This window comes from Streptomyces sp. NPDC047525 (genome assembly GCF_040643025.1).
GTDB lineage: Bacteria > Actinomycetota > Actinomycetes > Streptomycetales > Streptomycetaceae > Streptomyces > Streptomyces durmitorensis.
Map to the genome: position 1 here is coordinate 84,313 of NZ_JBEYTL010000023.1, position 21,321 is coordinate 105,633.

Annotated in this window: 19 protein-coding genes and 1 pseudogene; 11 read left to right on the top strand and 9 right to left on the bottom strand. The window is 67.0% G+C overall.

All coding sequences use genetic code 11. The annotated features are described in order from the left end of the window. Nucleotides 1-50 precede the first annotated feature (50 nt). The 9 genes and pseudogenes from ABZ833_RS40590 to ABZ833_RS40630 form a co-directional block, all read left to right on the top strand. Nucleotides 51-1,700, top strand: a complete 1,650-nt coding sequence (locus tag ABZ833_RS40590) for an AMP-binding protein (RefSeq protein WP_361058134.1) — start codon at nt 51-53, stop codon at nt 1,698-1,700. A 13-nt stretch (nt 1,701-1,713) separates the two neighbouring features. Continuing rightward, nucleotides 1,714-1,992, top strand: coding sequence for a phosphopantetheine-binding protein (locus ABZ833_RS40595; RefSeq protein WP_361058136.1), 279 nt, complete (start codon nt 1,714-1,716; stop codon nt 1,990-1,992). Between the two features lie 105 nt (nt 1,993-2,097). After that, the gene (locus ABZ833_RS40600) at nt 2,098-4,098 is read left to right on the top strand and encodes a cobalamin-dependent protein (protein ID WP_361058138.1); all 2,001 of its coding nucleotides are present in this window, start codon (nt 2,098-2,100) and stop codon (nt 4,096-4,098) included. A 164-nt stretch (nt 4,099-4,262) separates the two neighbouring features. Then, complete coding sequence (locus ABZ833_RS40605; protein WP_361058140.1) at nt 4,263-4,568, top strand: hypothetical protein; 306 nt, start codon at nt 4,263-4,265, stop codon at nt 4,566-4,568. Between the two features lie 55 nt (nt 4,569-4,623). After that, nucleotides 4,624-4,989 carry a DUF2089 domain-containing protein gene (locus ABZ833_RS40610; protein WP_361058142.1) on the top strand — a complete coding sequence of 122 codons (366 nt, stop codon included), beginning with the start codon at nt 4,624-4,626 and terminating at the stop codon, nt 4,987-4,989. Nucleotides 4,990-5,189: 200 nt separating this feature from the next. Further along, nucleotides 5,190-5,621, top strand: a complete 432-nt coding sequence (locus ABZ833_RS40615) for a hypothetical protein (protein ID WP_361058144.1) — start codon at nt 5,190-5,192, stop codon at nt 5,619-5,621. A gap of 306 nt (nt 5,622-5,927) precedes the next feature. Next, nucleotides 5,928-6,752 carry an ATP-binding cassette domain-containing protein gene (locus ABZ833_RS40620; protein WP_361058146.1) on the top strand — a complete coding sequence of 275 codons (825 nt, stop codon included), beginning with the start codon at nt 5,928-5,930 and terminating at the stop codon, nt 6,750-6,752. Next, complete coding sequence (locus ABZ833_RS40625) at nt 6,749-7,516, top strand: ABC transporter permease (RefSeq protein WP_361058148.1); 768 nt, start codon at nt 6,749-6,751, stop codon at nt 7,514-7,516. The genes ABZ833_RS40620 and ABZ833_RS40625 overlap by 4 nt, the downstream gene beginning before the upstream one ends. 139 nt (nt 7,517-7,655) lie before the next feature. Continuing rightward, nucleotides 7,656-8,344 (top strand): annotated as a pseudogene (locus ABZ833_RS40630) (integrase); the annotation flags it as partial. A gap of 268 nt (nt 8,345-8,612) precedes the next feature. On the opposite strand, the gene ABZ833_RS40635 reads toward ABZ833_RS40630, so the two are convergent. The 6 genes from ABZ833_RS40635 to ABZ833_RS40660 all read right to left on the bottom strand — a co-directional run bounded on the left by ABZ833_RS40635 (nt 8,613) and on the right by ABZ833_RS40660 (nt 16,704). Next, nucleotides 8,613-8,834 carry a hypothetical protein gene (locus tag ABZ833_RS40635; RefSeq protein WP_361058150.1) on the bottom strand — a complete coding sequence of 74 codons (222 nt, stop codon included), beginning with the start codon at nt 8,832-8,834 and terminating at the stop codon, nt 8,613-8,615. After that, the gene (locus ABZ833_RS40640) at nt 8,831-10,573 is read right to left on the bottom strand and encodes an FHIPEP family type III secretion protein (protein ID WP_361058152.1); all 1,743 of its coding nucleotides are present in this window, start codon (nt 10,571-10,573) and stop codon (nt 8,831-8,833) included. The genes ABZ833_RS40635 and ABZ833_RS40640 overlap by 4 nt, the downstream gene beginning before the upstream one ends. After that, the gene (locus tag ABZ833_RS40645) at nt 10,570-13,626 is read right to left on the bottom strand and encodes a tetratricopeptide repeat protein (protein ID WP_361058154.1); all 3,057 of its coding nucleotides are present in this window, start codon (nt 13,624-13,626) and stop codon (nt 10,570-10,572) included. The genes ABZ833_RS40640 and ABZ833_RS40645 overlap by 4 nt, the downstream gene beginning before the upstream one ends. Nucleotides 13,627-13,628: 2 nt before the next feature. Continuing rightward, nucleotides 13,629-15,221: a CHAT domain-containing protein gene (locus tag ABZ833_RS40650; protein WP_361058156.1), complete on the bottom strand. Its 1,593-nt coding sequence runs from the start codon at nt 15,219-15,221 to the stop codon at nt 13,629-13,631. Between the two features lie 12 nt (nt 15,222-15,233). Beyond that, on the bottom strand, nt 15,234-16,148 hold the full coding sequence (locus tag ABZ833_RS40655; protein WP_361058158.1) for a hypothetical protein: 915 nt from the start codon (nt 16,146-16,148) through the stop codon (nt 15,234-15,236). A gap of 331 nt (nt 16,149-16,479) precedes the next feature. Continuing rightward, complete coding sequence (locus tag ABZ833_RS40660; RefSeq protein ID WP_361058160.1) at nt 16,480-16,704, bottom strand: hypothetical protein; 225 nt, start codon at nt 16,702-16,704, stop codon at nt 16,480-16,482. Nucleotides 16,705-17,675: 971 nt separating this feature from the next. On the opposite strand from ABZ833_RS40660, the gene ABZ833_RS40665 reads away from it, so the two are divergent. Together ABZ833_RS40665 and ABZ833_RS40670 are read left to right on the top strand one after the other, a co-directional pair. After that, complete coding sequence (locus ABZ833_RS40665; protein WP_361058162.1) at nt 17,676-18,122, top strand: hypothetical protein; 447 nt, start codon at nt 17,676-17,678, stop codon at nt 18,120-18,122. Between the two features lie 11 nt (nt 18,123-18,133). Beyond that, entirely contained in the window at nt 18,134-18,271 is a 138-nt protein-coding gene (locus ABZ833_RS40670; RefSeq protein ID WP_361058164.1) for a hypothetical protein, read from the top strand. Here the strand turns inward: ABZ833_RS40670 and ABZ833_RS40675 are convergent. The 3 genes from ABZ833_RS40675 to ABZ833_RS40685 form a co-directional block, all read right to left on the bottom strand. Next, nucleotides 18,238-19,263, bottom strand: a complete 1,026-nt coding sequence (locus tag ABZ833_RS40675; RefSeq protein ID WP_361058166.1) for a VOC family protein — start codon at nt 19,261-19,263, stop codon at nt 18,238-18,240. The two genes, ABZ833_RS40670 and ABZ833_RS40675, sit on opposite strands and share 34 nt — an antisense overlap. 135 nt (nt 19,264-19,398) lie before the next feature. Then, nucleotides 19,399-20,979, bottom strand: coding sequence for a methylmalonyl-CoA mutase family protein (locus tag ABZ833_RS40680; protein ID WP_361058168.1), 1,581 nt, complete (start codon nt 20,977-20,979; stop codon nt 19,399-19,401). An 11-nt stretch (nt 20,980-20,990) separates the two neighbouring features. Beyond that, a partial coding sequence (locus tag ABZ833_RS40685) for a hypothetical protein (protein WP_361058170.1) occupies nt 20,991-21,321 on the bottom strand: 331 nt, incomplete at its 5' end.

A 21,321-nucleotide genomic window follows, 5' to 3' on the forward strand; every position in this document is an offset into this window, starting at 1 on the left:
CGATGCCATGGACCGGCATTTCATGACGACCCTGGCCCTAGGGATGGCAGATGGCAGGTAAATCGACAGCGTTGACAGTGCCCCGTCCGTTCTCTTCGCTCTGGGGCGGCCCGGCAGATCCGCCGTGCCTGCTCGACGCACTGGCCACGACTGCGGCCACACGGCCGGACGACGTGGCGATCCTCGATGAGGGCCAGGAGCTGACGTACCGCGAGCTGATCGCGTGGACCAGGCACATCGCCGCGCTTCTGGTGGATCACGAAATTCGACCGGGTGACCGGGTGGCGATCACCGGTTCGCGAAGTGCCGCGATCGTGGCCGCGATGCTCGCCACGGTGTACATCGGTGCCACGTACGTGCCGCTGGACGCCGAGTATCCGGTGAAGCGCCTTGAGCACATGAAGACCGACAGCGGTGCCAAGATGCTGCTGTTCGCCGACCAGGAGCCCGCGTTCGCGGCCGGCGTGCGGTCCTTGCCCATACCGCCGGCACGCGGTCGGCGTAGTGCGAGCACGGCCGGCGAGGCGGCCATGCCATGGCAGGCATGCCAGGCGGACTTGCCCGTATACATCATCTATACCTCCGGATCCACTGGCCTCCCCAAGGGGGCAGTGCTGCCCCACCGCTGCATCGACAACATGGCGGCATGGCAGCGGAGTCACTCGGTGCGGCCGGATCTGCGTACCGCACAGTTCACGTCACTCAACTTCGATGTGTGGTTCCAGGAAGTCCTCGGCACGCTGTGCGGCGGGGGAACGCTGGTGATCATGCCCGAGCAACTGCGCAGTGACGCGATCGCCCTGCTCGGCTGGCTGGCAGACAACCGGATCGAGCGCCTGTTCCTGCCGTACGTGGCGCTGAACATGCTCACCGCGGCCGCGGCCGCAGCCGATTCACTCGACGATCTCTCACTCCGAGAGGTCAACCTCGGCGGCGAGCAGCTCGTTTGCACCCCGGTTGTAAGAGACTTCTTCCGGCGCCTGCCGGACTGCCGTCTGAACGTGCACTACGGCCAGAGCGAGTCCGCGATGGTCACCGCACACACGCTGGCCGGACCGCCGGGAGACTGGCCGACGTTGTCGCCGATCGGGCGCCCGCTGCCGGGCTGCGAGGCGATCATCGATCCGGTCGACCCGGACGAGCCAGCCGTGGGGGAGCTACTGGTAGCCGGCCTGCCCCTCTCGACCTGCTACCTCAACCAGCCCGGCCTGAACGCGGCACGGTACATCCCCGTGGCCCCCACCCGTCACGGCCACAGCCGGGCGTTCCGTACCGGAGACCTGGTGCGTGTCGAGGATGACGTCATCCATTACGTCGGCCGAGCCGACAACGAAGTGAAGATCCGCGGAATCCGGGTGAACCCGCTGGAGGTGGACGCCTGCCTGCTCGCACAGCCAGGCGTCACCGAAGCGGTATGCGTTCCGATCGAGATCACGGAGGGGTCCCGTCAGCTGCGGGCTGCCGTCATCGTCACCGGGGGAGAAACGGCCTTCGACGTCGACCGGGCGATGGCCGCAATGACTGAGCTGCTGCCCAGGCAAGCGGTGCCTGTTTCCGTCACGGTCCTGGCGGAACTGCCACGTACACCGAGCGGCAAGGCGGACCGCAGGGCGGTCGCGCAGGCCCTTGCGGACATCCACCTGAAAGGCCACGGGCGGCTCGGACTTTCTCCGAAGACCGCGGACAAGACGTCATCGTAGACAGGGAGATTAAATGGAAGGCGATTTCGAGACGGAGACGGAACATCAGCTCGCGATAATATGGGCCGATGTTCTCAAGCTTGATAAGGTGAGGCCCGAAGACGATTTCTTTGGGCTCGGCGGAGACTCGCTGCTGGCCACCAGTGTGATGCTGGAGGCCCGTCGCATCTGGAACCTCAGTGTCACGGTGCGAGTTCTGATCGACACGCCGGTCCTTGGCGATCTGGCCGCACGCATAGACCTTTTGGTGAGCCAGCAAGCCGCGAAACCCACGCCCTCCGACCGGGCATGAACAGCGTACTTTCGTGCCAGCGCTACTGTACGGCGACCGTTGCATCTTTCATATCCATGCGAATCGACGAGAAAGCGGTACAGGATTCGGGGCGGGAGGCCTGAAATGCTTTTCAGCAGCGGCGTGAAAGAGGTCGACAGGAGAGACCGAGGGCGCAAGAAGGTAGTACTCGTCGAGATTCCCACCTACGAGAATATTCTGCCGCTTGCGTCCGGCTACATCCAGGCGTGCGCGCAGGCGGACGATGCGGTGAGAGCGACGCACACCTTCGAAATAGCCTCCTACCCGGTGACCGATGACAGGTACAAGCTCCTTGAGGATCTGGCCGGGAAGCACGCGGATATCTACACCTTCAGCTGTTACATCTGGAACATGAAGCTGGTCAGGTTTCTGTTGAAGGAACTGCGGGAGCGGCAGCCGCATGCCCACTATCTGCTCGGCGGCCCGCAGGTGATGAATCACGCCTCGACCTACCTGGCGGATGCGCCGGAGAACGTGTACGTGTGCAACGGGGAGGGCGAGGTAACGTCCTTGGAGCTGTTCAGGCAGCTCAACAGCCAAGCGCCCGACCTGCGTCAGGTCCCTGGACTGAGCTTCTGGTCAGGCGGCGAACCCGTCACCACGGAACCTGCACCGCGGATCAACAACCTGATGGACATTCCTTCTCCCTTCCTCACGGGTGTCTTCGACGGCTACGAGTACAGCCTCGGGATCATCGAGACAAACCGTGGTTGCCCCTTCCGCTGCACCTTCTGCTACTGGGGCGCGGCCACCAACTCAAAGGTGGTCAAGTACGAGGAGGAGCGGATCAGGGACGAGCTGACCTGGATCAGCAACAACAGGTTCTCCGGGCTCTTCATCGCCGACGCGAACTGGGGGCAGTCGCCCCGGGACGTACAGATGACCGAGCACCTCGTGGAACGCAGCCAGGAAACCGGCTCCCCGCTGGTCGTATACATGGCAGCCGCCAAGAACAGGCCAGAGCGCATGGCGCAGATCACCGAGATCTTCGTGCGCGGCGGCCTCATGGTGACTCAGCCGATCTCGCTTCAGACACTGAATTCTGGGGCGCTCGACCTCATCGAGCGGGCAAACATCCGCGAAGAGACCTACACCGAACTCCAGCGCACACTCAGGGAAAAAGCAATCAGTTCCTATGTGGAACTGATCTGGCCCCTTCCTGGGGAGACCTTCGAGACTTTCAAGGACGGGCTCACGAAGCTCTGCCAGTCCTACGCCGACACTGTCATCGTGTATCCGCAGCTTCTCCTGCATAACACCCCCATGTTCCAGCAGCGGGAAATCAACGGCCTGGTGACGGAGGACGTTCCGAGCGACGTGTCCGAGGCGGAGGTCGTGGTCGCCACGAAATGGGTGTCGAAGGAGGAGTGCCGCGAGGGGTACTGGCTGTACAACGCGATGCACGTCGTCTACAACATGCGCGGCCTGTTCCTGCTGTCCGGCTATCTCGATTCGGCCGGTATCCTCTCCTACGGAGATCTGTTCGCCGGCGTTGCACGGTACTTCCAGCGTCGCAAAGATTCCGAGGTGCTCCAGCTATTCACCAAGTCGCTGGCTAATCTGACCAACTATGACGTCCTCCTCAGCGGCAAGATCGGGCACATGATTCTCAGCACCCATCGTGAGGAATTCGACCAGATACTGGTCGACTACGTCACGGCCCAGGACTGGTGGTCGGACCCGATGGCCCGGCAGGCGTTCGAGATGGATCTGCTCGCACGTCCGTATATCTACCGTGAATCGGTGCGCGTGCCCGATTACGAGTTCGCGGAGATCACCGTGCATGGTCTTGGCGATGCCGAGACTTTTATCGTCGAGGTCTCCGCGGAACTGGCCGCCCTTCTGACGGAGCGCGAGATGCTCGATGCCGACGTGCTCGATGCCGACGCGCAGGGCGATCCCGTATCAGGGCGGGTCACGCTCCGAGTCAACCATCATGCCCGGCAGAAGATGCGCTACATGCCGCAGCGGAGCCTTGAGCACAACGCCAACTACTGCCACGGCACCGTCCTGCGTTTCCGTGAGATTCTGCCCTTTGTCGAGGTCCACTCACCCCAGCCCGTGGAGACTTCCGCCGCTGATTGAGACCTTCCCGAGAGGGGGGATCTGCGCACTCTGAGGTGCCGGCTCCTGGCGAACCCGAGCAGGAATTCTTGCTGCGTAGAGCGAAACTCACGCAGAGCCGAGCCCAAGCCGACCTGTCCAAGAGGGGGCAGCGCTTCCGGTTGAGGATGCCCTCATGCCCAGGGGTGGCGATCCCGGCGCACAACATCACCACCGCGGAGCGCCCCACGAGCTTCGTCGCGATGGATGTGGTCGTGGTCGGCAGGGTCGTGTCGCGCTACCGGCCGCCCGGTCGGCCGCACTCTCGGCGGGATCATCGAGCGGCTGACCGGCAGGTGACGCACGAACTGCCGCTGGCCGACTTCCTGCCCGTAGTCCCCCACGGCCCTGTCGCGGCGGCCGATGGCTCGATGGTGACCCGCGCGGCCCCTTCCTTACAGATAATTAAGGTCGAGGTCAGGAAAGTTAATATCCATGGCTTGACGCATTGAGAAAGTCTAACTACAACTAGATGCATGCACCTCGCTGAGGGAACGGGGACCGAGGGTGGACTGGCAGGAACTGACGGACCTGACGCGCGGAGGCCCATTCGTGGTCGAGCGGGTCCGCCTCGCGGGCAGCGGCATCACGGTCGAGGGGCAGTTCGAGCCGCCGCAGTTGGCTCAGCTCAGCGTCGACGACCAGGTGTTCGTGGCCGCGTTCGTGCGGTCGCACGGATCGATCAAGGAGATGGAGCGGGTCTTCGGGGTCAGCTACCCCACGATTAAGTCCTGGCTGAAACGGATTGCCGAGAGCCTCGACTTCGTCGACACCGACCCGGAGCCCACCAGCGCCGCCGACGTCGTCGACCGCCTGCGTCGGGGGGATATCAGCGTCCAGGAGGCGCTGGCCGAGCTGGAGGGGCTCCGGTGATCCCGTCCTTGGTGACGCTGTGCTGGCGCCTTCCAGCGGCCCCCTGGTCGCGTGCCTCGTCTTCCAGGTGAGCGCGCGGTGGGAGCGCTACGCGGCACCGGGCGACTGCTGTGGGCACTGCCCGGTAGCCGCTTCGAGTTCGAGGACGGGCCCACAGCCTTCCTGGTGAGCTTCAAGTGAGCCGGAGGAGAAGGAACTACATGAACGAACAGCGCCGCCAGATCCTGGAGATGCTGGCCGAGGGGAAGATAACCTCGGACGAGGCCGAGCGGCTGATCAGCGCACTCGAACCAGAGCGGCTCTCCCCGCCGCCCGGAGCGACGCCTCGCCGGAAAGCCCGGCCCAAGTATCTGCGCGTGACGGTGACTTGGCCGGAGAGCTCCGTCGGCGACGGGGCGGGCCGGATCAACATCCGCATCCCGCTGCAACTGCTGCGCGCCGGGGTCCGGCTCACGAGCGTCATCCCTCCGCAGGCGCTTACCAGAATCAACACGGAGCTGGATAAGGCAGGGGTGCCGATCGACCTCACCGCGCTCAAGCCGCAGGACCTTGAGGAGCTCATTGAGCAGCTCGACGACGTCGGGATCGACGTCGGCGACCCCGGTTCTCAGGTGCAGGTGTACTGCGAGTGACGATGACTTGGCGCGACAGGACCTCATGTGGATGCCTGGCGGCTCTGCCGCCCAGAGACTCGAATCCTGAACTCCGGATTGAGAGCCCGCTCCTGGACGTGACTCTCCGTTCCGGGCCTGGCAGGGCTTCTCCGCTATTCGCAGAGGGAACCTTCTGCACGCTGCTCATTGACGTCGAGCGGCGAGGCATCGGACGACTTAAGAAAAGTTCTGGAGGACCTGGAGCTTCCTCGTGGAACGGCTCGAACAGCTCCGCCAAGGAGGTGGCCACGGTATGGCCGAAGAGTGGACAGAGAGGGCCGTCTGATGACAACACATACGCAGCAAGCCCATCCGATCCGTGTGCAGGGACTGGAGAAGTCGTACAAGGACCTGTCGGTGCTGCGAGGCGTGGACTTAGCGGTATCGCGGGGTAGCATCTTCGCCCTGCTGGGCTCGAACGGGGCCGGCAAGACCACACTCGTGAAAATCCTGTCCACGTTGCTCGGGGCCGACGCGGGGACCGCCACCGTCAACGGCTTCGATGTCGCCACGCAGCCTGCGGATGTGCGGGAGTCCATCAGCCTCACCGGACAGTTCACGGCCGTCGACAATATCCTCACAGGGCGGGAAAATCTCGTATTGGCCGCCAAGTTGCGGCACCTTGAGGAGGATCCGGGGCGGATCGCAGACGAGATGCTCGAACGATTCTCGTTGACCGAAGCGGGTTCGCGGCGAGCGATGACGTATTCGGGTGGCATGCGCCGCCGCCTCGACATCGCGATGAGCCTCATCGGGAACCCGCCGGTCATTTTCCTCGATGAGCCTACGGCCGGGCTCGATCCCCAGGGGCGCGCCGACGTGTGGGAGGTCGTCAAGGAACTCGCCGGGCGCGGCACGACGGTGCTGCTCACGACGCAGTACCTGAACGAGGCCGAACAACTCGCAGACCAGATCGCGATCCTCCACCAGGGCCGGATCCTCGTGAACGGGACCCTCGCCGAGCTCCAGCAACTGCTCCCGCCCCCGGAGGTCGAATACGTCGAGAAACAGCCGACCCTCGAAGACGTCTTCCTCGCCCTCGTCAGTGAGAACGGCAAGGACGACACTGGCAGTGGCCGCAGCATCGGTGCGACGAGCAAGGAGCAATGATGGCAAGGCATTTTCTCGGTGACAGCTTCGTCCTGCTGGGCCGTTCCATGCGCCACATCATGCGCAGTCCGGACACCATCATCACGACCGCGATCATGCCGATCGCCATGATGCTGCTGTTCGTCTACGTGTTCGGCGGCGCGATCCACTCCGGCGGGACGGCTTCATATGTGAACTATCTGCTTCCCGGTATTCTGCTCATCACCATCGCTTCAGGCATCTCCTACACCACGATCCGGCTCTTCATGGATCAGATGACCGGCATCTTCGAGCGACTCCACTCCTTGCCGATTGCACGTTCCAGCGTGCTGTGGGCACACGTGCTGACTTCGCTGGTCGCGAATGCGATCTCGCTGGTGATCGTTGTGATCGTCGCCTTGATCATAGGATTCCGCTCAGGCGCCGGAGTGCTGGAGTGGCTGGCGATCGTCGGCCTTCTGGGCCTGTTCACCCTGACGTTGACGTGGATCGCTGTCCTGGCCGCCCTGACCGCGAAATCCGCGGAAGGAGCGGGTGCCTTCGCCTACCCGCTCATCTTCCTGCCGTTCCTCAGCTCGGCGTTCGCGCCCACCGAGACCATGCCCGGCCCGGTGGAGGCCTTCGCCAATAATCAGCCGGTGACGTCCATCGTCAACACGATCCGGGACCTGTTCGCCCAACAGCCGGTCGGTAACGATGCCTGGACAGCCGTCGCGTGGTGCATCGGCATCCTCGTCCTGGTGTATGCCTTGGCCATAGGCTCCTACCGGCGCAAGATCGCCTGAGAGGGCGATGCTGATCGCTGATGCGACGGAAGCCCCCGCTGGCCTGTCCCGCTCGAAAATACGCTTCGCGGCTGTGGCCTGCACGTTTGCTGATCCTGGCGAAGCGGGCTCGACTGCTCTGGGACGATCTGCGGGTGGGTTGGCCCGAGAGAACAGCAGTTGGGGCCACCGCCGGATCCAGGGCGAGCTCGCGCGCCTGGGCCACCCGATCGCCCCGTCCACGGTCTGGCAGATCCTGCAGGACGCCGGCATTGACCCGGCCCCGCAGCGCTCCGGCCCGACCTGGCGCCAGTTCCTGAAGACCCAGGCCCACGGCATCCTCGCCGCTGACTTCCTGCACCTCGACACCATCTCGCTCCAGCGCCTGTACGCCTTGGTCTTCATCGAGCACGGCACCCGCCGCGTCCACCTCGCCGGCGTCACCGCCCACCCCACCGCCCAGTGGACCGCCCAACAGGCCAGGAACCTCACCATGACGCTGGGGTGCCGCATGGACTCGCTGCGCCTCCTGCTTCGGGATCGGGATACGAAGTACACCCGCACCTTCGACGCCGTCTTCAAGGCCGACGACGTGGAGATCCTGCTCAGTCCGCCCCGGGCACCGAGGGCCAACGCGATCTGCGAGAGAGTCGTGGGTACCCTCCGCCGCGAGGTACTCGACCGGATCCTGCACTACAACCGGCACCGCCCCCACCGATCCCGGCAGCAACTGCCCCCGGACAGGCCCGAATCACCCGTCCCGGCCACCGTGACCGACCTCCAGACCCACGGGATCCGGCGACGGTCCGTCCTGGGGGCTTGATCAACGAGTACCACCACGCCGCCTGATGGAACGGCATCGCCGCAGCGTGCACCACTGAATCGCATTTTCGAGCGGCACAGGGTGAAGGAGGGACGGCGTCGGGGTTGTCGGCGGCGGCGACGCGGACCTCGGCGCCGTGGTCGTTGCCGGCGGTCCAATCACGTTCGCCATTGCGTACCGTCTCGATGCGGTAGTCGGCCATGGCGGAACGGTAACCACGGGCGGGCCCCGCGCCATGCAGGCCGGTCCGGGGTGTGTCCGTCCCACGGCTCCTGACGGTCCGTGCCGATGCCCTCAGCGACGGAGCTTGAGTGACTCCTCGGTCGTGCTGGCCTCGACCATCAAGAGCGTCGAGGCCTTGTAGACGCGGCTGTCGCACAACAGGCAGCTGCCCTGGCCAACGTCTGTGATGACCAGGGGGAACGTAGTCGACCGGATGGGTACGTCGATGGAGCGGTCGCGATATGCGCCGCCGCAGGGGCAACGTCCGTACCAGACGGAGGTGGTCTCGGTCATCGGGGGGCTGCCCCTGTGTGGGCGAGGGAGATCCGGGCGACCGGCTGGACATTGACCGTGGCGGGCAGGTCCCCGTACCCGGCCACGGGCAGGCGCGGAAGGACCGCGCGCAGCAGTTGCCGCAGCGGACGCCTGGTGCGGTCCCCCACGAGTACGACCGGCCAAGCAGCAGTGCGCGGCAAACTGGACAGTTCTTGCATGAACGCTTCGAGGAGAGCATCCTCCCAACCCGTGGAGCGGGCAGGCAGAGCCCTTTCGGCAAGGGCTTGTTCGATCTCCGGGTCCAGCAGATAGGCGACAACGGTACGGGGGATGTGTCTGCTCAGCGCGTCCGCCGACGAACGCCGCAGTCCCGACCGGGCGAAATCCTCGAGTCCGTCGAGGTCGGTCGCGGTGTCCGGGGTGGCGGAGGTGATCCATGCGGTCGGGGCGTGCTCGCCGAACACCACCTGCCGGTCTCCGGGCGCTTCGGCGAAGTCGACGTTGATCAACCGGTCCAGGAGGGTCGGCAGGTCGGTCACCGGCACCGCGTCCCTGGCCAGCCGCCGCCGCAGCGCGCTCAGTACCGCGGGCCGGTGGCGTGTCCGGACGTTCGCGACGATGTCGGGGAAGGACTCCGCCACCGCGTCAAGCTGCGCCTGCAAACGGTCGGAGCGAACGAGCGCGCCGGCACGCTCGCGTATCTCCTGTGCGAGGCAGAGGATCACATGGCCCTCGCGATTCCAGGTGGTCACTCCAGCGGCGATCAATGCGTCCTCGCTCGCCGAAGGAACGCACGCCGCAGGAGAGGAGGACGCGGGGTTCGCCATCGGCTCCGCGGCAGTGTCCCGGGCACGGACGTGCTCGGCCGCCTCGTTCACCATGCACTCCTGAGGGGAGAGGGTCCGCACCGGAAGGGTCGGGACATGGTTGAAGCGCATCGAGAAGCTTTCCGGCGGCAGGCCGTCGGCAGGGAGCAGACGGACGGGTGGAAAGACGAGGCCGGTCTCCTCGAACATCCCTCGCGCGAGAGAGTCCAACAGGTCCTCGGTTTCGCGCGCGCTGCCCGTCAGGCGCTCGTGCAGGTCACTCGGGGCGAACAGCTCGATGTAGTCGGGCGCCAGCGCCGCTGAGAGCTGCTCGGCGAGTAACTCGGGGACCGTCTCCGTGGAACTGCGCAGTACCTTCGCGACGGCGGCCAGGTCGCCGATGCCGATGCCCTGGGACAGGACTTGGCAGATCGCCGGACGGAGCACGTCCGGCGCGAGCAGCGGATCCGGCAGGCCATCGCCATGTCCGCGCAGCTCGATGGCGAGCGCGGCGTCCTGTGGAGGACCGAACAGCAACTGGGGGGCGCACTTGGCGGCTTCGGTACAGAGCAGGCCCAGCAGTCCCGCGGTCCATGAGGTGCTGTCGCCCTCCTGGGGAATCACCGGCGGATCCGACCAGGAACGGACGTGCTCACCCGCCAGATGAGCGGCGATCCGGGCGGGAAGCTGCGCCGGGTAACGGCAGAGCACACCATGAAGGTGTACGTCAGCCCAGAAGGCGTGCCGCAGCTCAGGCCTGTGCTCGTCCACGACTTGCACGTCGACCACTGCGAGGCCGGGGATCCGCAGGGCGGTCAGCAGTTCGTCGATCCCGTCGGCGATGCGTCGCCGGACCGCCTGCCGCGACGCGTCATCGCCAAGGTGCGCGGACAGCGGAGGTCGCACTTGGACCAGCACCGGCACTGGAGGGGTGAGAATGGCCGCGGTCATGATCGCTCCTCGCCGGGGTCGTCGTGCCCGGAGTGGGCTTGGAGGTCACGGGCGCCGTCACCGGTCAGGACTTCATCGTGCGCGAAGACCCCCGCGAGCAGGTGTGCCTGCGGTAGTTGAGTTCGGGTCAGCAGCGCAAGCTCCAGGCGCAGTTCCGGGGCGACCACGAGCGCCACCGGAGCGGCGGCCGGGTCATGCTCCTCCAGCGGTTCGGCCAGCATGGAGCGCAACTTCACCACGGTGGCGTGTTCCGCGCGCAGTTGGCCGGCGGCTGTTCCTGCGGCGAGGGCGTCGGTCAACGCTGAAGTGATATGCCCGTCGACCGGCAGGTGCACTGTCTCTGGTGCGTTGACGCGCAATGCGGGGCGCAGGGCCAGGCGGGCCGTGCGCAGGGTGTCCCTCATGCGGCCGGGTCGCGGAAGGCACTGCCGCACCGCGCCGTACAGTTCGGCGGGCCCGGGAAGTCTCACCTGCTCGCGCACCAGGGCGCGGGCGAGCCTCACCATGCCGAGGCGCTGTTGCGACGTCAGTTCGTCTGGGGCGTTCCGTTCGTCCGGGGCATTCAGACCGCCCACATAGTCCGCGGCGAGCTGCCCGTCGAAGAGGCCCTCCGCCTCCCAGCAGATGAGGTGTTCGAGATGCCGCAGGATGAAGCCTCGGTCACTGAGACTTTCGGTGGATTCCGCCGCGAGCCAGACGCAATCACGATCGTGTACGGGGTCCCAGCCACGTCGTCCCGCCGTCTGTCCATCCGGTCCGAGTCGGCAGAACTCGGCCGCCCTGGCCACGCCGTCGACGCCGCTGCCGTTGAGCAGGCGGACACGGTACACATCGGGATCCAGATCGTCGTTGACGGCGAAGCGGATGCCTGGGATGTCGAAGCCGAGGCGGTCCCGGACCCGGGCGCGGAGAGCGGGGATCTCCACGTCGAAGAGAGGAGCGCCCTCGTATGCCGGATTGATGCGAGGGCCCAGGGAGCCGGCGATCTCGACTCGGATGGGAGGGCTCAGGGCGGGCTCGAGGATGAGCTCACCGTGCCTGCGTACCGCCATTGACCGGTGGCGCAGTTGGTTGATCCGGACGTGGTAGACCGCCGCCTCGTCAGGTGAGGCGAGCTGTGCGGCCTTCGTGAGTGCGGCGGCGGCGTCTTGCATGGCCTGTGCCTTGTGCCCCGGGCGCATGCCCTGCTCGAGCGCGTCGGCGAGGTTCACGTGCAGCGCCGAGTCCCAGGGGGAGAGATCGATGGCCTGGCGATAGCACGATGCGGCCATGTCGTAGTCCGCCTCCTCGTAGTGGCTGTGCCCCTCCTCGTTCCGGTTGCGGGTCATGGCCTCGCGCCACGCGTAGTCGTTTCCGTCCAGGTCGAGGGCGCGGTCGAGTGATTCCGCCGCCGCGCCCCACAGTTTGAGTTCCCGTCGACAGCCGGCCAGGGAGCGGTGGTAAGAGGCGACTGTCGGGTCAAGGGCGATCCCCTGCTCCTGGAGTTCCGCGGCCTCTTCATAGGAGCCCTGTTGCTCGGCGATGCGGCCGAGCAGGTGGAGATGGCCCGCCCTGCCGCGGTCCTGCTGGACCGCCTGGATCCGGGCCAGGAAGTCGTCGCGCCCGCCTGCCGCCGGGGGCAGCGCCGTGGCCACGTCCGCGATCTGATCGACGAGAGTGGGTGCGTCCGGGGTGTGGTTCAGGGCGGTCAGCAGTGTCTCGGCCGCGGCACGCGGATTGCCGTCCTTCAGATGGCAATCGACTATCCAGCTCCAACAGATCAGACGGTCCGCCTTTCTCCGTATGGCGCTCCGCTCGAACCAGCCGACGGCCGCGGTGAAGTCGTCCTGTCGCTTGAGTAGGAGGGCCTGCCAATGGCAGCTCATGGTGTCCTGTGCGTCACAGCGCAGGGCGCGGTCCAGCTTCTCCTGTGCCTCGCCGAGCTGGTCGGTCTCCATCAGGACGGCACCCCAGGCGGCGAAGGCATCGGCACGATCCGGCTCCCGGGCGGTGGCGGCGTGGAGGTAGGCGATCGCCTGCTCCTGCTCCCCGTTCGTGCCGAGGGTGCGGGCCACGGCCACCTCGACGTCGTACAGAACCTCGGGACTGATGGCTGCCACGGTCCGTACCCAGGACTGCAGGTCCTGCCCGCTCCTGCGGCGATAGACGCGCTCGTGTTCGTGCAGCCTGATGAGGGCGATGAGGTAGCCCTCGTTGTGAGGGCTCTCCCGGAAACCGCGCAGGTACTCCTGCTCGGCGGCCTCCAGGTCGCCCAGTTCCTGATACATGTCACCCAGCCGCCAGTAGCCGTTCGATGTGGTGGGAGCGCAGGCGATCGACCGCTCGTAGTTCTCGCGCGCGTCGCGGATGCGGAACCCCTGCCAGGCGAGGTCACCACGTGCCTCCCAGACCACCGGGTCCTGGTCATGCAACTGTTCGGCCTGGGCCAGGAGACGCCGGGCCAGCGGGCGATCGTCGGTGTAGTACAGAGCGATCTGAGCGGCCATGGCGAGCAGCCGGGGGCGGAGGGCGGCTGTGACATGCCGACTGCGCAGGAAGTAGTCGACCACCGGCGCGAGCAGGTCCCAACGGCCGCGCAACAGAGCCGAGGGGACGCCCTCCAGCGGCACCGGGGCATCGTCGTCGGGTGGCGCCCCCAGCGGGACGGGTGAGGCGAGCAAGGCCTCGCAGACCTGGTGTCGATACTCCGTCAACGCCTCGGCGAACGTGGACAACCACTGACGCGCGGCCGCTTCGGCCCCCTGTAGGCAGGCCATGCGCACCTCGGCTGTCGCGGCTTCCTGGACCGCGTCGATGAACGAGACCCGCAGTTCGTCGACGGTGGGGCACAAGGGAGTGTCCGCGGCCCTCCCTGCCGTGGCGGCGATAGCCCGCCACCAGGCGTAGGGGCCCGGGCCCTCCACCGCCACGGCACGGATCGGTTCCAACAGATCCGCCGCGTGGTGCATGTCGCAGTCCGCGAGTGACGCCCCGCGATAGGCCTCGGCAAGCAACAGGGAGGGCACGTCCGCCGAGAGCCTGAGAAGCCCGCTCACCTCCGCCCGGTTCGCCATGCTCACTCCCAGGTGTCCGCGGGAGGTGCCTCGCCGGTGTCCTCGGGCCGGGTGCCGCGGAGCGGCGGCGGCGCGTGCCTGCCGTGACCCGAACCGCCGTCCGGTCGAGTTGCCTGAGCCCTTCGTCCGGTGGGCGGGCTGCTCGGTCGTGCCAGTCGGTAGCCACAGTTATTGCAGTGGGCTCCCAGTTCGGCCACGACCAGACCCGGGCATCCTCCTGGCTTGCGACACGACATGAAGACCTTCAGGCAACTCGGGCAGACGCCCTTTTCCAGGTCCAGAGGGGCTTGGCAGACCTCATTGGGGCAGATTGCCGACGGGTTCGACAGACGCTGCGGCAGCGCCTGGCACAGCGGGTCGTCGTCACTGAGGTAGACGACCGGGGTGGCGAATCCGCGATCCGCCCAGGCCGCCCTGCGACGCTGGTCGGCGTGGCCGAGCAGGCGCCTCGCGGAACCGACCGCCTGGTCGATGAACTGCCCGTTGCGCAGCTCCTGATAGAAGTGGCGCGCGAACATCTGCGCGTCACAGTTGGAGATCGGGTACTGCATGGCGATGACCCCCGCGATCCCCGGGGATCCGGCCAGCAGCGTGGCCACGCTCTCGTACTCCTTGAGTGAGATCTCCGACTCCTCGGCTGTCGCACCCGTGCAGGCATGCAGGAACACCAGGCGGCCCAACTTCCTTCGCCCTCCGCCCTCTCCTCCCCGGAGAATGCCGCTGATGGTCTCCCGGTCGACCCAGTCCGTCGGGTCCACCCTCGCCACGCGCTCCCCCCTTGACCGCAGCGCTTCAGCCTCGGCCTGCAGTTCGTCGTCCCTGATCTGCGCCGCGTCCTTGCGCAGGGCGATTCCCTTCTCGCTGTCACCGTGGCCGACGAAATGGATGATGTGCGGGTGCTGCGCACTCACCGCCTCCCGCAACTCTCCGCGGGTGGGCGACCGCAACGGCTCCACCTCGATGGAGTCCGAACGCAACGCGATGATGTCCTTGACGAGGGAATCGGCGGACACCGTGCCGAGCTCGGGTGACTGAGCGAGCGAGAGTACGACGAGGATGCGCAACTTGTCGTCGTCCTCGCGCGACTGATCGGCATCGGATACGACCACCGGCGGCACATAGCGGGTGAGTACCAGTTCCGTACGCTCGCCCGCGACGAAGAAGCCCCGCGTGCCCTCGGGCTTGTAGAGGAACTCCCACGGGTACCTGCCGAGTTCACAGCGTCCGGCCTCCGGGGTGATGACCAGGCGCAGCCGGAGCGGCTGGTCTCGGTAGCGGGTCCGGTGGTCCGCGTAGGTTTCCTCGAACGCGTCCAGGAGGGGTGCGGACTTGTCCTCTTGACCGCCCTCTTGAGCCGCTGATCGTTCACCGAAAGCCAAGGCGTATAGGCAGCGCCCCAGGAGGACCAGTTCGTCGCGACTGCAGTTCTCGTCGTACCGAGCCACCCAGCGGTGCAGCACGCTCACCGTGTGGCGCAGGAGCGGATGGCTCCCCAACGGCCCGCGCACATGGCGCCCGCGGGAGCGTAGGAAGTGCATGTCGTCCTCGTACTCGCCCTCATGCTCATTGAGCAGGGTCAGCGTGGCCTTGGTCATGGTGACGCCGTCTCAGAGGTCGAGGACGGACATCGCGTGCTCGCGGATCCGGTCCATGTCACCGGCCTCGCCGGACAGTTCGCTGCGTGCGATCGCGCTCGCGCGCAGGTCCTTCATCCGCTGGGTCCACTCGCGTTGGAGCGTGTCGGCATGACTCCACGTCAGGTCGGGGCTGCTGTAGAGCATCGCCACGAGTGCGGACATGCGGACCTTGGCGCTCTCCCAGACTCCGTCCGAGTGCGCACGTGCCGCTTCCTGGACCACCAACCCCCACGCCCGGTACAGGGCAAGCGCGGTCACATCCACTTCTGTCTGGTCCACTTGGCCGATCCGGTACAGGACGTAGTCTGCGTTCAGCAGCGGTGTGAACGAGCCGTCGACCTCCTTGAGGACGAGGGCGCCTTGGCGTACCCACAGCCTCGCGGGGTCGCACCCGGCATCCGGGTCAAGCAGAGCGAAGTATCCCGGTTGAGTATGGCCGAACTGATCCCGGCGCCCCAGCAGCGGGCTGTCGCCACCGGTCAGGGCGGTGACTCCGTTCAGCAGTACGCGGGCCACAGCGGTGAAGGGCGCGACGCCGGCGGCGAGGCTCAGCGCCGCCGAGACGCCTTCAACGGCCTCGAGTACGGGCGTCAAGAGCTGTTTCTGCTCGATCCGGTGCATCACGACCGCGACCGCGACACCGCCGGGCCGCACCGGATAGGGGCCGGCGACCCGCGTCCCCGCGACCACCGCGTCCGGCGGCGCCCCCATGCCGAGATGCTCCAACAGCTTCGGGCCCACCACGGCGGGCACAAGCGTCCGCATGCCGTCGTAGGAGAACTCCGTGGTGGCCACCACCATCGGGGCGAAGGTGCTGAGCCATTCCTTGCCGTGTGCGAGGTGCACCCGCTCGATGCACACCTCGAAGTAGTCCTGGTCCGGCACCAACGGGTTTGTGGCGAAGGGACGGTCGATCTGTTCAGGCGGGATGCTGGCGAACACCGGTGGGCGCGATGGGCTGCGTACCACTCCCTGCGCGAGTTGAGCCAGGCTGCTCATCAGTCCTGTCATGGCCGCCCCAAGGTCTTTCCGCTGACGGGTTGGTGCATGGCTTGTGCGCACACCAGGCGTGCAGAGCACCGAGTTGGCGGCATCGTCAACTCCCCCGGATTCGCCCGCCCACCCCGACCAGTGTTACCCCGCCGTCCCGGACCTGGCCATGGGGCGACCAGCTCGAACACGGCCCGAACAGTCGCCCCGGACCGCGGCAACCGTGTCAGAAGAGACGTTCCGGGTGCGCTTCGGTCGTAGGGAGCGGGGCAGGGTTCGTCATGCCCACCGACCAGAATCCCGCGGTGCCGGGAGTGGGGGGCACGTCGTTGAGGTAGGGGGGAGCCGTCGCCGCGCCCGCCGCGCCCGCCGCGCCCCTGCCGTCCCAATGGGCCAGGGCGGGGTTGCCGGGGCGTCCGGGCAAGCCGCCGACACCGGCTTCGGTGCCCACCGCCCATACGTCGTCCGTCGCGTCCGCGTGCAGGTCTCCGCGCGCCCGCGATCGGGGGCAGAACCGTCCAGGCCGCGTTCCAGCGGGCTACGAGTCCCGACCAGCCACCGCCCGATGCCTGGTCGCCGCTCACTCATACCCCGCAGATCCAGGCCCGCCGGACCAGGACTGCGCACTGAATAGGCCGCCGCGCGCCGGGTGCGTCCCCGCCCGCGCGCCCGCCGATGTCGGCCCACGGGGGCCGTGGTTCTCGGGGTGGACACGCACGGGGACGCTCATGTGGCTGCCGTGCTCTCCATGTTGGGAACAGTGACCGGCGCCGCCGAGCGCTCCCGCGCATTGCGGCCGCTGTGAACTGGATATTTCCCGGATATGGCCGAGCGTTGAGGGCTGGTCGTGTGGGTGGCCACGCTCACCACGCTACGGGTGACGCAGTTTGCGTGGATGCTGAGAGGGGTGTCGTACTTCCGCCTACGGCGCCGCACGGCTGTCAACGGCGCTTCAGAACTCTGAACCGGATCCGACCGCATTGCTGGGGGCAAGGGGGCGCAGGCTCAAATCCTGTCGTCCCGACGGAAACGTCGCAGGTAGGGATCACCTTCGGGTGGTGCCTACTTCGTGTTTGGGGGCAATCCGGGGAGCGGGGAGCGGCTTCCAGCGCTCCCGGGAACGGGAGTCGGGGAGCGACGCCAACCGGGGGCCGACGGATGGTCACCCGATCCGGTCGCTCCCACGGAACATCTCCGCTGTCCGGTCCGGTGTACGAGGTAAGGGGTCGTGCTCCCAGTTGACCCTTTGACGCCTTTCCCCGTCCCTTTGGCGGGATGCAAGTGGATGTTGGCGTCTGTAGCGCGCGGTGTGGAGATGCCCGGGCGTCGACCTCCCTGTCGAGTCGGCAGCGCCGGTCGCACTGTCCCCTCCGGGCCCGGCCATCATTGGTCCCCGCCTCGGAGCCCCAACATCGCCGCCGGATGCCGGGCCTGCTGAAGGATCATCTGCTGCCAGCCTGGGGCGAGATGCCGCTCGGCGAGATCACTCCCACCGCCGTCGCCACCTGGCTCAAGCAGCTGCGAGCAAGCTACAAGCCGACCACCGTCGCCGCGATCGGGGAACTTCTCAGCCTCATCCTGTCCTCGGTCGCCCTGGAACGTCTCATCCCGGTCAACTCCGTACGCCTCGCGCGGCAACGCGGCCGTACCCGTCTTGAAGAAGCCGCCCGGTTCGACATCATCACCGCCGCCTACACGGGCATGCGCCGGGGCGAGCTCACCGGTCTGCGCCGTGCGGCCGCCGACCTCGACGCCCAGGACCTCGCCACCCTTCCGCCGGCCCTGCGCATCGCGGGCGCGCCTGCCTCGCCGATCCGCGACCCCACCGGCTCGCCCTGCCCCTACTGGCAGCGGAGCAAGGCGGGTTGACCGTGGCGGAGGTGGCAGCTGCGACGGGTGGGGTGCCCTCGGCGGCCGAGGCCATCCTGGGGCAGCTGGTCGACGTCCAGTTCCTGGAGTCCCGGGCGCCGGGCCGCTACCAGTGTCACCCGCTGACGAGGCTGTTCGGCCTGCGCTGACCGGCGCGGGGGCGTGCCTGGCGGAAGGTGACAGCGGCGCCGAGAGCCGCCGCGGACGGCACGAAGGCGTCGCCGGACGGCGTCCCGCGCAGGGGGAGTCCGTTGCGGTGCAGCAGGTCGCGGGTGAGGGAGAGGTCGTGCACCGCGACGGTGTAGCCGACGAACGCCGGCAGTGCGGCAGGCCGCTCGCCCGGCAACAGCGCGTCGAGACCGGAGGCGGGTACGAGCCTCAGGGCGGCATCGTCCAGGTCGATGACCCTGCCTGGTCCGTCGTGCCGCGCCGCCCGGCCGAGGTAGGTCTCGTACCGCTCCTGAACCGCGTCCATCTCCTGATCGGCGACGCAGAGCACGACCTCGACGAGATCGACGGCGCCGTTGGGATGGTCGAGGTGCCGGGCGCTCTGGATGTCCGGGTCCAGATCGGCGGCGACACCGACCCGGCCCTCCGCGACCGTGCCCGACCGGGCATCCGGGTCGTCGCCGCTGATCTCCAGGTAACGAACGGTCTCCACCGGCTTCAAGGCGCCGGGCGGCGTCGGGCGGCGGACGGTGTTCACCCCGCCGTGGTGCACATCGGCGTCGGACAGCTGCGTGGCGGCGGTGTCGATGTCGGGGGAGGAGAGCATGAGGATGTGCAGCCCCTCGAAGCGGTTCAGGCTCGCCGCGACGTTTGCGCTCGTCTCCCTGATCTGCTCCACCAGCCGGGGGAGGACGTCGGCCGGCGCCTCCAGCGGTACGAGGTGCGCGTCGGCCGGCAGGCGATCGGTGGTGCCGTCCTGTATCCAGGCCACGAGTTCGAGGAACGAGTTCGGGAAATCGGCGTGGGTGTTGCCGGTCCCGAACGGTTCGGGCGCGCCACCCTCGTGGAGCGGCATTGCTGGACATCTCGGCGGCGGCAGGCGAAAACCCAGCCGCTCATAGACGGTGATCGCCTGTGCCATGTCCTCGACGACGTGGCCCACATGGTGGAGGTGGGTGATGGTGTACCCCATGCCCGCCACCGTAAGGAGGCCTCCATCAGGCGGGCAAATCTGTCATAGAAGTGCGATAAAGCGACAATGGCCTGTTTGTGGCCCATTTGCGGGCCGTTTGTGGCCTGTTCATGGCCGCTTGTGGCTGGTCGGTCGTCAGTGGACGGTAGGTGTGTGGACGCCCCAGGCGGTACGCAGGACGTCACAGACCTCACCGACCGTGCAGCCCACGCGCAGCGCCTCCTTCATGGGGTACAGGACGTTGTCCTCGCCTTCGGCGGCCTTGCGCAGGTCGTTCAGTGTCGCGTCCACGTACTCGCCCACCCGCCACGCACGCAACTTGGCGAGGCGCTCCGTCTGCTGGGCCTCGATCGCGGGGTCGACGCGCAGCGGCTCGTACGGCTCCTCCTTGTCGAGCCGGAACCGATTGACGCCGACCACCACCCGCTCCCCGGCGTCCGTCTCCTCGGCGATGCGGTACGCGTTCTCCTCGATCTCGTTCTTCTGCAGGCCGCGCTCAATGGCGGCCACGGCCCCGCCCGCCTCCTGGACCCTGGTCATGAGCTCAATGATCGCGCTCTCCAGGTCGTCGGTCAGCCGCTCGACCGCATAGGACCCGGCGAAGGGATCGACGGTCGAGGTCACATCCGTCTCGTACGCCAGGACCTGCTGGGTGCGTAACGCCAGCCGGGCGGACTTGTCGGTGGGCAGCGCGATCGCCTCGTCGAAGGAGTTGGTGTGCAGCGACTGAGTGCCGCCCAGAACGGCCGCGAGGCCCTGGACCGCCACCCGCACCAGGTTCACCTCGGGCTGCTGTGCGGTCAGCTGGACGCCCGCGGTCTGGGTGTGGAAGCGCAACATCATCGACTTGGGGCTCCGTGCACCGAACTCCTCCCGCATGATCATGGCCCAGATCCTGCGCGCGGCACGGAACTTGGCGATCTCCTCCAGGAACGTCGTTCGCGCCACGAAGAAGAAGGAGAGCCGCGGCGCGAAGTCGTCCACGTCCATGCCCGCGGCGATCGCGGTACGCACGTACTCGATCGCGTTGGCCAGCGTGAAGGCGATCTCCTGAGCGGGTGAGGCTCCCGCTTCGGCCATGTGGTAGCCGGAGATCGAGATGGTGTTCCACTTGGGCATCTCGGCCCTGCAGTAACGGAACACGTCGGCAATCAGCCGCAGCGAGGGCTCGGGCGGGAAGATGTATGTCCCGCGCGCGATGTACTCCTTCAGTACGTCGTTCTGGACGGTGCCCGTCAACTGGTCGGCACCGACGCCCTGTTCCTCCGCCACCAGCTGGTACAGGAGCAGCAGGACGGCGGAGGGGGCGTTGATCGTCATCGAGGTGGAGACCCGGTCCAGCGGAATGCCGCCGAACAGGATCCGCATGTCGTCGATGGAATCGATCGCGACCCCGACTTTGCCGACCTCGCCGTGCGCGAGCGGCGCGTCCGAGTCGTAGCCCATCTGTGTGGGCAGGTCGAAGGCCACGGAGAGCCCTGAAGTGCCGCTCGCGATCAGCTGCTTGTACCGCGCGTTGGACTCCACCGCTGTACCGAAACCCGCGTACTGCCTCATCGTCCACGGCCGCCTGGTGTACATCGACGGATAGACGCCCCGCGTGAACGGGTACGCGCCGGGCCGGCCGAGCTTCTCGGCTGCGTCCCAGCCCGCCAGTGCGTCCGACTCGTACACCGGCTCGACGTGCAGTCCCGATTCTGACTCGTGCGCTGTCATGGCCTGTCCGCTCAGAGTTCGCTGTCGATGAACTTGAAGAGCTCGTCCGCCGACGCCGACTCCAGCTGATCGGCGACATCCGCTTCCTTGCCGGCCGCCTCAGGTCCGTCCAACTCAGCGAGCAGGGCGTGCAGATGCGTCGAAATCCGGGTCGCTGCGACATCGGCCGCAGGGATGGACGCCAGCATGCCCTTCACCCCGTCGAGCGCCGAGAGGATCCGCTTGACCGTCCGGGCCGTCGCGTCCTGTGCCATGTCGGCTGTGTTGGGGGTGAGTTGTTGGTGGAGGTGTTCGGTGAGGGTGGTGGGGGTGGGGTGGTCGAAGATTGTGGTGGCGGGGAGG

Excerpts from the sequence above, each read along its gene's own strand:
- ABZ833_RS40590 (WP_361058134.1), top strand. The coding sequence starts at position 51 with ATGGCAGGTAAATCGACAGCGTTGACAGTGCCCCGTCCGTTCTCTTCG.
- ABZ833_RS40595 (WP_361058136.1), top strand. The coding sequence starts at position 1,714 with ATGGAAGGCGATTTCGAGACGGAGACGGAACATCAGCTCGCGATAATA.
- ABZ833_RS40600 (WP_361058138.1), top strand. The coding sequence starts at position 2,098 with ATGCTTTTCAGCAGCGGCGTGAAAGAGGTCGACAGGAGAGACCGAGGG.
- ABZ833_RS40615 (WP_361058144.1), top strand. The coding sequence starts at position 5,190 with ATGAACGAACAGCGCCGCCAGATCCTGGAGATGCTGGCCGAGGGGAAG.
- ABZ833_RS40620 (WP_361058146.1), top strand. The coding sequence starts at position 5,928 with ATGACAACACATACGCAGCAAGCCCATCCGATCCGTGTGCAGGGACTG.
- ABZ833_RS40625 (WP_361058148.1), top strand. The coding sequence starts at position 6,749 with ATGATGGCAAGGCATTTTCTCGGTGACAGCTTCGTCCTGCTGGGCCGT.
- ABZ833_RS40635 (WP_361058150.1), bottom strand. The coding sequence starts at position 8,834 with ATGACCGAGACCACCTCCGTCTGGTACGGACGTTGCCCCTGCGGCGGC.
- ABZ833_RS40640 (WP_361058152.1), bottom strand. The coding sequence starts at position 10,573 with ATGACCGCGGCCATTCTCACCCCTCCAGTGCCGGTGCTGGTCCAAGTG.
- ABZ833_RS40645 (WP_361058154.1), bottom strand. The coding sequence starts at position 13,626 with ATGGCGAACCGGGCGGAGGTGAGCGGGCTTCTCAGGCTCTCGGCGGAC.
- ABZ833_RS40650 (WP_361058156.1), bottom strand. The coding sequence starts at position 15,221 with ATGACCAAGGCCACGCTGACCCTGCTCAATGAGCATGAGGGCGAGTAC.
- ABZ833_RS40665 (WP_361058162.1), top strand. The coding sequence starts at position 17,676 with ATGCCGGGCCTGCTGAAGGATCATCTGCTGCCAGCCTGGGGCGAGATG.
- ABZ833_RS40675 (WP_361058166.1), bottom strand. The coding sequence starts at position 19,263 with ATGGGGTACACCATCACCCACCTCCACCATGTGGGCCACGTCGTCGAG.
- ABZ833_RS40680 (WP_361058168.1), bottom strand. The coding sequence starts at position 20,979 with ATGACAGCGCACGAGTCAGAATCGGGACTGCACGTCGAGCCGGTGTAC.